This window comes from Natronomonas sp. (assembly GCF_036625485.1).
Classification (GTDB): Archaea; Halobacteriota; Halobacteria; order Halobacteriales; family Haloarculaceae; genus Natronomonas.
Genome location: NZ_JAZKTR010000096.1, coordinates 1 through 9,791 on the forward strand (window position 1 = coordinate 1; position 9,791 = coordinate 9,791).

Below are 9,791 nucleotides of genomic sequence, written 5' to 3' on the forward strand. Positions count from 1 at the left end.
ACGTCCTCCTCGGTGAACTCGTACTCGTAGGTGTAGCCCGCCTCGCTGACGACGTCCGGCTGTTCAAAGCCCGCGGGACCCTCTTCGGGGACGACGTTGTGGCCGCCACCTTCGCCCGTCCACTCCCACGTGACGGTCGTTCCGGGATCGATCCAGATCGTCGGCGGATCGAAGGAGAACCCTTCGCCGGCACCGACGGAGATCGTGAGCGAGTCTTCGCCCCGATAATCTTCGAACTCGCCCTCGCTGTAGAGGTTCGCATCGTTGAGGTACGGGCCGTAATCGGGGGCCTCCTGCTGGGCCGTGGCCGTCCCGGCTGCCGCACCCGCCGCAGCGGTCCCCGCAGCCGCCGTCAGAAACCCACGGCGACTCATGTCGTTCGTGCTCATACCCATCCCTTGCGACCACCCCGTACTCAATCCTTCGAACTTCGTTCTACGAACTTTTTGTACGGTGGCTCGCTGACGCGAGCGACCGGCAAAAATCCATGCGAATCGCCGCCGGCGATTCGCCGGGTGACGAGAGTCGCCATAGGGGACTCTCGAACCACTTCGATGAAAAAGACACGTCGACTCTCCCTCAGGAAGACTCACTTCGTTCGTCTTCCAACGCTCCCGCTCGCGCCCTGCGGGCGCTCGCGGACATCACAATCACCAGCTGCTGAAGTAGCCGGCACAAGTGTCCTGGTCCGGCCAGTTCAGACAAGATTTTGGGAAGCATCCGCCGAGGGGACGTCCGAAGGTCGCCCCCGAGGCGGTTCCCCGGACGAGGGCGCCGAAGGCGCCCGCAGTCCGGTAGCGAGAGCCGACTAACGCCGACCGAAGGGAGGCGGCTGGAGGCTCTCCCGCATATTTTCCCCACGTTTTTGTCGCGGGCGGCGGCCGCAGGCCGCCGCCGGAGTGTACAAAAAGTGGCTGTCAGAGTGTGTAGTCGTGCTCGCCGTCCTCGGTTTCGAGGACGCCGACGAGCAGGTCGATGGCGGCGTCGACGTCGTCCTTGTGGACGCTCTCGGTCGGCGTATGGAGGTAGCGGGTCGGGAAGGAGATGGCGCCGGCCGGCGTGGCACCGGAGGTACGCTGGAGGCCAGCGGTGTCGGTCCCACCGGCGGGCAGTACCTCGAACTGGTGGTCGATATCTCGGTCCTCGGCGACGTCGAGAATTCGGCGGTGGACCTTGTGGTTCGTGATGACGCTGGAGTCCTTGAGCTTGATACCCGCGCCTTCGCCGAGTTCGGTCACGTACTCGCCGCCCTCGAAGCCCGGAACGTCGTTGGCGACGGTGGTGTCGAGACAGACGACGAGGTCGGGGTCGAGGTCGACACCGAGGGCTTCGGCGCCGCGGACGCCGACTTCCTCCTGTGTGGTCGCGGCGAAGTGGATCGTCACGTCCGGGTCCTCGATACGGCGGGCCGCCTCGATGATGGCCAGCACCGACACGCGGTTGTCGAGGGACTTGCCGGTGACGAAGTCACCGACGCGGTCGGTGGTCTGGTCGATGGTGACGAGGTCGCCGACCGAAACGCGTTCGTCGACTTCCTCGGCGTCGAGACCGAGGTCGATGTGAACGTCCTCGACGTCGGGTTGTTCCTCGCGGTCCTCCTCGGAGAGCGTATGCGGCGGGACTGAACCGATGAGGCCGGTGATGTCCTCGTCGTCGGCGTGGACGGTCACGCGCTGGGCCCGGAGGATTCGGGGGTCCCACCCGCCGAGCGCATCGAGCTGGACGAAGCCGTCGTCGTCGATGTGGCGGACCATGAAGCCGATCTCGTCCATGTGCGCCGGGACGACGACCTCGTATTCGGGGGTCTCGGTGCCCTCGATAGTCCCGACGAGGTTGCCCATCGCGTCCGAGCGGATCCGGTCGACGTGTGGGCCGAGTTCCTCACGAACGAGTTGTCGAACCCGGTCCTCGTAGCCGGGGACGCCGCGTTCTTCGGTGAGTTCGACGAGCAGGTCGTAGTCGAACTGGGATGCCATACCCGCGCTTCGGCGGCCCACGAGTTAAACGGTTGCAATTCTTGCAGACGTTCAGAAGAAGCGTTCGCCTTCGGGAACGACGAACGTCTCGATCGCGCCCGCGTACGCGAGGTCGATGGGTTCGCCCGTTTCGACGGTGCCCTCCGAGCGGCCGTCGGCGAGGAGTTCGACGGGGGTCTCGTCTCGGGTCACCGACAGCGTCACCGCCTCGGCGGGCAACACCCAGTGGTCCGCGTCCGTCGCGAAGGGCGCAAGCGGAACGACGGAGACGACGTCGGTCTCGGGGGCGACGACGGGGCCGCCCGCAGAGCGGTTGTAGCCGACGCTGCCGGCGGGCGTCGACGTGGTCACTCCATCCGCACGGAAGCGAGCGACCGATTCGCCGCCGGACCGGACCGCGAACTCCGAGATGCGTGCCGGTTCCGCCGCGGCGAGCGTCACGTCGAAGAGCGCGCGCACTTCGGTCTCCGACCCCGATACCGAGAGGACGGGATGTCGTTCGGTCGGGTACGTGCTCCCGACGAGTCGTTCGAGGGTTTCGTCGGCGGCGCGTCGGGAGATGGACCGAACCCCGGCGCCGGCTTCCACGGGCAGGATCGGTACGTCGGCGTCCGCCCGGGCGAGGTCGACGAGTGCCGCCTCACCGGCGGCGACGACGAACTCGACGTCGTCGAAGGCGTCGGGACGGCCGGCTCTCGGGTCGCCGCCGGCGGCCTCGACGACATCCACAAGCGTTTCGTCCCCGACGACACCAACGCGCTGTCGGCTCATCTGCTCGAAAGCACGGACGGGGGATTCAAAAGTCCCCCGTCGCGGGCGCGAGGACACGATCGGCCACGCCGACCCGACGGGATCGACGCACGGGAGGGTTTTTATCCCGCCACCGCCAGCCACGTCATATGCGCAGCGTACTCGAAGAGTGGCGGCCGATGGTCGACGAGGCCATCGAATCGGTGCTGCCGCGAGAGATCGACGACGCGTATCTCACGGATTTCTTCGGCGAGGCCTCTCATGCCTACGAGCCGGCGGCGGTCCAGCGCGCGCTGTCCGACCCCATCTGGGAGCTGCTCGACCGGGGCGGCAAGCGGTGGCGCGCCGTCCTCTTTCTGCTTCTCGTGGAGGCGTTCGGCGAAGACCCCGAGGAGTACCTCCAGTACGCCATCATTCCGGAGATTCTCCACAATGGGACCATCATCGTCGACGACGTCGAGGACGGTGCGACCCACCGCCGTGGCGAACCCGCGCTCCACCACACCCACGGCGCCGACGTGGCGCTCAACGCGGGCAACGCGATGTACTTCCTGCCGCTGAAGATCATCACCCGCAATCCCGGTGACCTGCCGGCGGAGGTCCGACTCGATGCCTACGAGATGCTGATGCACGAACTCAACCGCACGCATCTCGGCCAGGGGATGGACATCTGCTGGCACAACGAGAAGGAGGTCACTATCAACGAAGCCGAGTATCTGGAGATGTCCGCCTGCAAGACCGGCTGTCTCGGCCGCATCGTCGCCCGACTGGCGGCCATCGTCACCGAGAACGGCGATGCGGAAGATGCCGTCGCCGACTACGCCGAGGACATGTCCGTCGCCTTCCAGATCGCCGACGACGTCCTCGACGTCGAACACGCGATGGAGGAGGGCGGCGACTTCGGCAAGGGTATGGGCAACGATATCCGCGAAGGCAAGAAGACGCTCATGGTGATCCATGCGGCCGAACACGCCGACCCCGAGGACGTGGCCCGCCTCGAAGCGATCCTGTGGGCCGAGGACAACACCGACGAGGAGGTCATGGAAGCCATCGACATCCTCGATTCGGCCGGTAGCGTCGAGTACGCCCGCGATATAGCCGTGGAGTTGTCCGAACGATCGAAGGCCCACCTCGACGGCCTCGACCTCGAAGACGGACCGAAAGCCAAACTGACTGGCTTTGCCGACTTCGTCGTCGAACGCGAGATCTAGGCGCTTCGGTCCGGTTCCGCCTGCGCGAGTTCGACGACGAGGGCCGTCCCCCGTGGTTCGTTGTCCTCGATTCGAACGTCCCCGTCGTAACAGTCGACGAGCGTCCGGACGAGATAGAGGCCGAGTCCCTGCCCGACGCTGGATTCGTCCTGTTCGCCCGGCTCGAAGTACTGCTCCCGGCGGTCTTCGGGGATACCTGGGCCGTTATCGGCCACCTCCAGAACGACCCTCCCCGAGGAATCGACCGTCGCGGAGACTGCCACCCGTGGCGTGTCGCTGTCGTTGTGGACGACGGCGTTCGAGACGAGGTTCTCCACGACGGCTTCCAGCAGGTCATCGCCACGCACACGAACGTCCTCCGGGACGGCAACGTCGAACTCCGCGTCCGGATACGCATCGCGGGCTCCGTCGACGACGCTTCGAACCACGTCGTCGAGCGAAACCGGGTGAAGTGACGTCTCCCGTGAGACGGAATCGGCCAGCACCCGCACGTTCTGGATCAACTCGACGATGCTGTCGGACCGGTCCTGTGTCGTTTCGAGGTACTGTTCGCCGGCCCCATCCACGTGGGCTTCGAGCAGTTCCGTGTTCCCCTTGATTATCTGCATCCCGTTGAGGACGTTGTGTCTGAGGAGTTCGTTGATGAACAGGAGCGTATCGCGCTGGCGTTTGGCGCGTTCGGCTTCGACGGTCTCTCGGACCGTCGAGATGCCGATGAGCAGGCCTGCGATAGCGCCGCCGCCGGCCGCAAGCAGCATCGTCTGGATGAACGAAGGCTCCGAGAGTCGCTCGCCCTGTAGCATCTGCAGGGAGTTGAAGAGTACGACGATCGCGATGATGCCGGTCATCCCGATGAGTGTCCACAGCCCCGCCCACCACAGCCGCTGCCGCTCGAACTGTGAACTGGCCAGCCAGTAGCCAGCGTAGATAAGAACGATGGAGAACCCGCCAAGGAGGCTGATTTCGATGAGCTCCAGAACCGTGGCCGGGGACAGCTGAAATCCACTCCCCCCGAGATAGTAGGCCCGGATGACGATGAGATACCAGAGCGAAAGCCCCGCTAGGACGAGGCCGGTCCCGCTGACGATCCACGCCGGGACGTTCAACACTCGTCGTCTGAGCTCCGACACGCTGCCTTGGTTCATCATGAATGGATATAAAATAGTATGCTAAAAGCCCGCCGCGTGGCTCGAACGTTGAGTGCGAAACCCCATCGGTAGAGAGCCGGAATTTGGAAACACATTAATGGGCGCCGAACTCACCACCAGATATGGATCCATCGGTGACGCTGTTCGGCCCGGTCGATACGTACCTGGCCCCGGTCATCGCGTACGTGATGTTGGCACTCATCCTGCTCAACATAGTCGCCCGAGGCCTCGAATACAACCGCATCGTCGAACAGGCCAAGGACGGTGCCGACGCCGTCGGTCGCCACCCCCTTACCGTCGCGACGAACTTCCTGCTCGTCGTCGGCGCCTTCTACTATCTCACCGTCCATCGCCACGCTGGGATGATTACAACGCTCCTCGTCGTCGGGCTCTTCCTCACGGACTTCTTCGAGTTCGAAGCCCGCAAGGTCGAGGCCCGACAGGGCTGGGACATCGAGCGACCGAAGGGCGCGATCGGCGCCTCCATCGTCGCGCTGCTGTACATCGCCTATCAGGCGCTGTTCTTCCTCATCGAACCGTACTGGAGCGCCGTCGTCTAATCGCGGTATCGCTTCCGGGCCCACGCCCACGTTGTCACCACTTTTCACGCGGTTTTCGCGCGACCGAGTTCCGTCGTCAGCGTAGTGACTGGCTTGACCTATGGTTCGAGGCGGCCACCACGAGAAGCACTGTGCGAGTTGCCGACCAGACGTACCGAGCGAGAGACGACGTACAAAGGTCCTGCAGGAGAGACGACGTACAAGAAGCGTCCTCACCGTCGAACGTGTCGTCGACGGTACGACGAACACGGTAGACTAGCGACCAGCAAGTCGACGAGAAACAACCGAGCGGTCAGCGCCGAGTCGGAATCCGCGTGGTGGGGTTATGCGCTCTCTTTGAGGTAGCCCTGCAGTTCCTGATAGGCCGGGATGAGAACCCAGAAGGTGAGGACGCCGAAGATCATGAACCACCACACGACCTCCCGCAACACGAGCACGAGTTCCGCGTACGTACCGGGATCCTCCGGCGGCGGGGCGATGAGTTGCGTCCCAGCGAAGCTCTCCGTGGTCAGCCACGTGGAGATAGCGATCCAGACCATCCCACAGCTAGCGAGGATGCCGAGCCCCTTTGCGAATTCGTCAGCCATTATCTGATGGTTCGTCGGTGTCGTCTTTAGGTTTTCCCATTCCCTCGGTTCGGAAGCGCGTCGAGAAGACGTAGACCGCGCTCCCGCCGACGATGAGGGCGAGGCCGAGCGCGACGACGGGGAGGCTCACCTCGTCGGGACTCGCCGTCGCCCGCTGGGTGCCGCGGTCGAGCAGGACGAACCCCGCGAGGATGGCGACGACGGCGATGAGTGTCGAAAAGACGGTGATCGTCTTGTAGAGCCGCAGCGGAACGACGATATCACGTCCGCCGGGGCCCTCCGCATCAGTGGCTTCGGCGTCGGCATCCGCGTCGGCGACAGCAGCATCGCCGTCCGTCGACTCGGCAGTAGCCGACTGGCTAGTCGAATCCTCGGATGAGGCCATTACGGAAGAAAACAGCGGGCGCGAGCCTAAAAGTGCCGAAAGCGGTGGTCGGTTACTTCGGCGGGCGCAGCCGGTAGTACCGACGGTTGAGTTCGAACATGTACCCCTCGCGCATCGCCTTCAGGATTGCGTAGGTGATGAAGCCCGCGACGACCGGCAGGAGGAACGATAAGTCGAACACTTCGGCACTCGTTATCGAGAACGTCCCGGCCACGAGGTTCTGGACCGCGATCACCGCGATGGTGAAGGCGAAGACGACGCCGCCGACGCCGACGGCTGCCCAGAAGGGCTCCTCGACGGGGCGGCGCGCGTTGCCCTTGTTCAGGAACGGAACGATGGCGATGACACCGACGACGACGAGGTTCGCCACCACGCCGTAGGTCCGGTCGGCCATGAGCTTCTCGCCGCCGAGTATCGCGAGTTCGGGGTTCAGCGGCGGGAGCTTCAACAGCCCGAACGACCAGTAGAGATACCAGTCCGGCAGGATGACCGCCGGCGTCGTGTTGGGGTTGGCCGGCTCGGGGACCCCGATGGGGACCGCCGCCGCGATGAAGAACATCAGGCCGACGAAGAACGACGTGATCGCGAGGTTGCGGATCATCTCGTGGGGCCACGTTGGGAACGCGAGCACGTCACGCTCGACGTAGTCGGATGCGCGGCGCAGGTCCTCGTCCTCGCGGCGGGACCGCTCGAAGTACTCGTAGGTGAGGCGAGCGAGCCCCTGTGTGCGTTCTTTCCGCTCGGACCAGGTCGGTGCCTGGTCGTCCTGCGGGACGATGCCGCCGTCGGTTTTGGGTTCCTTGTCGCTCATTGTTAGTGTGGCTCCGCGATACCCTGCATCCAGACGATACCGATGTGGATGGCGATGAGGGCGGTGACGACGAAGGGGAGAACGAACACGTGCAGGATGTACATCCGCTGCAGTGTCGCCTCACCCAGGGTGAAGCCGCCGAATACCAGCTGTGCGACCCACTCGCCGATAAGCGGGATGGACAGCGCCATCTCGACGCCGATCTGACCCGCCCAGTAGGACAACTGGCTCCACGGCAACAGGTAGCCGGTGTACCCGAAGACCATCGTCAGCGAGATGAGGATGATACCGAGTATCCAGTTCAACTCACGCGGCTCCTTGTACGCGCCCGTGAAGTAGACACGGAGCATGTGCAGGAAGACCGCAGCCGTCATCACCTGCGCCGACCAGCGGTGGAGACTCCGGAGGAAGAACCCGAAGTTCAGATCGCCCATGATGAACAGGACGTTCGAGTAGGCGACCGTCCGGGCACCTTCCGTCGTCGCCGTCGAAGGGGCGTAGTAGAAGCCCAGTAGTGCGCCGGAGATGGCGGCGACTACGTAGGCGATGGTACTGAACGACCCTAACGCATACAAGGGATACCAGTACCAGAACTTGTTGTCGAGGTTGTACTGTTCGGTGTGGCTCTTCGGCATCTGGAGGTTCGTCTTGTAGTACATGTCCTCCAGCAACTCGAGGTAATCGACGATGCGGAGCCGACGGTCCATCCAGATGAGCGCGGTGAGATAGACCTCCTCGATCGGTGAGAGGTCCTTCGTCTCCATCCACGCTTCGTGGTCGTGTTCGTCTTTTCGTTCCAGGCTCATGGTTAGTCAGGTCGGGGAAGTGCGGTGAACGTCCCGAACTCCGGCGTGAAGGGGTCGTAACGCGACTGGTGGCACTGGCAGTAGACCCCGTTTTCCGCGTTGTAGTTCGGTGCGTCGCTGCTGGTTTTGTACCCCGGCACACAGCAGAAGTGCGTACAGACGTTCAGGTAGGCGATGAGGCCCTGTTCGGACGCTCCCGAATACCAGTTGCCGACCTCTCCGCCCTCTTGGGCCTTCTCCTCGATGCGCTTGCTCCGGATCACCGTCACGGGAAGGACGCCCTCGGTGCCTTCCGAGCGCCACGTCGCTTCCGCGGGCTTGCCGACACCTTCGTCGCCGATCTCGTTACCCCACGACTCGTAATCGGAGAAGTGGTCGATGTTGAGTCGGTCGCCCTCGGAGAGTTCCTCCGCCTGCCAGTCGTAGCTCGGGTCGCTTCCCGACAGGAAGTAGTTATTCTGATCAGCACTCGGCACGACGCCGCCGGCCTGCTGGCGACCACAGTACTGGAACCACTCCGAGGAGTAGGTCTGGCCACCGATCTCCGTCTCGGCGACATCGTAGGTCCGGCCGGCCTCGGTCACCGTCTCGGCCTCGGGCCAGACGCCACGGATGTACCCCTCGTCGTCCAGTTCGATCGGTATATACGGCATCCCGCGGGGCGCGGGACCGCCCAGCAGTTGGATGCCGACGTAGGGGGTCGGACCCCCACCGCCACCGGAGGGTTGTGTTGCGAGGTCGACCGTCGCCGCACCGCCGACGCCGACGCCGGAGAGTGCGGCACTACCGACGACGCCTTTGACGAACCGTCGACGTCCGGATTCGCTCGGATATTTGTCTTCGCTCATTGTTTATCGCTTGTAGTAGGGATAGATAGCACGTTTCAGTTTCTCCACCATATCGCCGCCGATTTCGGTGCCTTCCATGTCCTCTTCGCGAACGTAGAGGTCCTCCCATTTCCGACGCCGCTTCTTGACGACCATCACGTCCGGGAGGAACTCCTTGCGGTACAGAAGGAGAATGAACGCGAGGTTGATGAACACGGCCGCCAGAAGCAGGCCGAGCAGGACGTTCCCTGCGTCGGTCCCCGTCGACGTCCCGACTGCCCACCCGGCTGTGAGGCCGTAGGCGAACATGCCGACGAAGATTATCTGTAGGACCGACAGGAGGACGATGGTGATCGCGGCGACGGTGCTCTCACGCGCCGGTTCGTACCGGTGTATCGCGCCGTAGCTGTTGTCGTCTGCCACGTTCAGTCACCTCCACTCGTGTGCGGCGATTCGCCGTACTTGAGCGTGAAGAACGTGAACACCAGCGAGACGGACATCATCAGCATGACCGAGATGCCGACCCAGTGTTCGTGTGGGTGAACGCCGAAGTGCACCGGCTCCTTGATGTCGGCGCCGCCACCGACTTCGACGGTCTCGACATCGTCACCGACGGCAACCCCGCCTTTCATACCTTGTGCTTCGTGCGGTTCGCACTTGTAGGTCGTGATACCGGCGTCTTCTTCGGTGAACTCGTACTCGTAGGTGTAGCCCGCCTCGCTGACGACGT

The 9,791-nt window shown here is 63.8% G+C and carries 13 protein-coding genes; 2 read left to right on the plus strand and 11 right to left on the minus strand.

What is annotated here, in order from left to right; all coding sequences use genetic code 11:
• From V5A53_RS10045 to V5A53_RS10055, 3 genes are all read right to left on the minus strand, one after another.
• The coding region (locus V5A53_RS10045; protein WP_332313470.1) for a plastocyanin/azurin family copper-binding protein at positions 1-389 on the minus strand (389 nt) is incomplete at its 3' end.
• A 528-nt stretch (positions 390-917) separates the two neighbouring features.
• A complete protein-coding gene (locus V5A53_RS10050; protein WP_332313471.1) occupies positions 918-1,976 on the minus strand; it encodes a M42 family metallopeptidase in 1,059 nt (352 codons plus the stop codon).
• A 51-nt stretch (positions 1,977-2,027) separates the two neighbouring features.
• The gene (locus tag V5A53_RS10055) at positions 2,028-2,747 is read right to left on the minus strand and encodes an ATP-NAD kinase (RefSeq protein WP_332313472.1); all 720 of its coding nucleotides are present in this window, start codon (positions 2,745-2,747) and stop codon (positions 2,028-2,030) included.
• 128 nt (positions 2,748-2,875) lie between these two features.
• Between V5A53_RS10055 and V5A53_RS10060 the strand changes: the two genes are divergently transcribed.
• A complete protein-coding gene (locus V5A53_RS10060) occupies positions 2,876-3,937 on the plus strand; it encodes a polyprenyl synthetase family protein (protein ID WP_332313473.1) in 1,062 nt (353 codons plus the stop codon).
• Here the strand turns inward: V5A53_RS10060 and V5A53_RS10065 are convergent.
• The gene (locus tag V5A53_RS10065; RefSeq protein ID WP_332313474.1) at positions 3,934-5,082 is read right to left on the minus strand and encodes a HAMP domain-containing sensor histidine kinase; all 1,149 of its coding nucleotides are present in this window, start codon (positions 5,080-5,082) and stop codon (positions 3,934-3,936) included. The genes V5A53_RS10060 and V5A53_RS10065 overlap by 4 nt on opposite strands.
• A gap of 125 nt (positions 5,083-5,207) precedes the next feature.
• On the opposite strand from V5A53_RS10065, the gene V5A53_RS10070 reads away from it, so the two are divergent.
• Positions 5,208-5,645, plus strand: coding sequence for a DUF7313 family protein (locus V5A53_RS10070; protein WP_332313475.1), 438 nt, complete (start codon positions 5,208-5,210; stop codon positions 5,643-5,645).
• Positions 5,646-5,968: 323 nt separating this feature from the next.
• Here the strand turns inward: V5A53_RS10070 and V5A53_RS10075 are convergent, their stop codons facing one another.
• The 7 genes from V5A53_RS10075 to V5A53_RS10105 all read right to left on the minus strand — a co-directional run.
• Entirely contained in the window at positions 5,969-6,232 is a 264-nt protein-coding gene (locus V5A53_RS10075) for a DUF7314 family protein (RefSeq protein WP_332313476.1), read from the minus strand.
• Positions 6,225-6,617, minus strand: coding sequence for a DUF7315 family membrane protein (locus tag V5A53_RS10080; RefSeq protein ID WP_332313477.1), 393 nt, complete (start codon positions 6,615-6,617; stop codon positions 6,225-6,227). The genes V5A53_RS10075 and V5A53_RS10080 overlap by 8 nt, the downstream gene beginning before the upstream one ends.
• A 52-nt stretch (positions 6,618-6,669) precedes the next feature.
• Positions 6,670-7,428 (minus strand): cytochrome bc complex cytochrome b subunit, encoded by a 759-nt coding sequence (locus V5A53_RS10085; RefSeq protein ID WP_332313478.1) that lies wholly within the window; start codon positions 7,426-7,428, stop codon positions 6,670-6,672.
• A gap of 2 nt (positions 7,429-7,430) precedes the next feature.
• On the minus strand, positions 7,431-8,234 hold the full coding sequence (locus V5A53_RS10090) for a cytochrome b (RefSeq protein WP_332313479.1): 804 nt from the start codon (positions 8,232-8,234) through the stop codon (positions 7,431-7,433).
• A 2-nt stretch (positions 8,235-8,236) separates the two neighbouring features.
• On the minus strand, positions 8,237-9,082 hold the full coding sequence (locus V5A53_RS10095) for a ubiquinol-cytochrome c reductase iron-sulfur subunit (RefSeq protein ID WP_332313480.1): 846 nt from the start codon (positions 9,080-9,082) through the stop codon (positions 8,237-8,239).
• Between the two features lie 3 nt (positions 9,083-9,085).
• Positions 9,086-9,484, minus strand: coding sequence for a DUF7318 family protein (locus V5A53_RS10100; protein ID WP_332313481.1), 399 nt, complete (start codon positions 9,482-9,484; stop codon positions 9,086-9,088).
• Between the two features lie 2 nt (positions 9,485-9,486).
• On the minus strand, positions 9,487-9,791 hold a 305-nt coding region (locus V5A53_RS10105; RefSeq protein WP_332313482.1), incomplete at its 5' end, for a plastocyanin/azurin family copper-binding protein.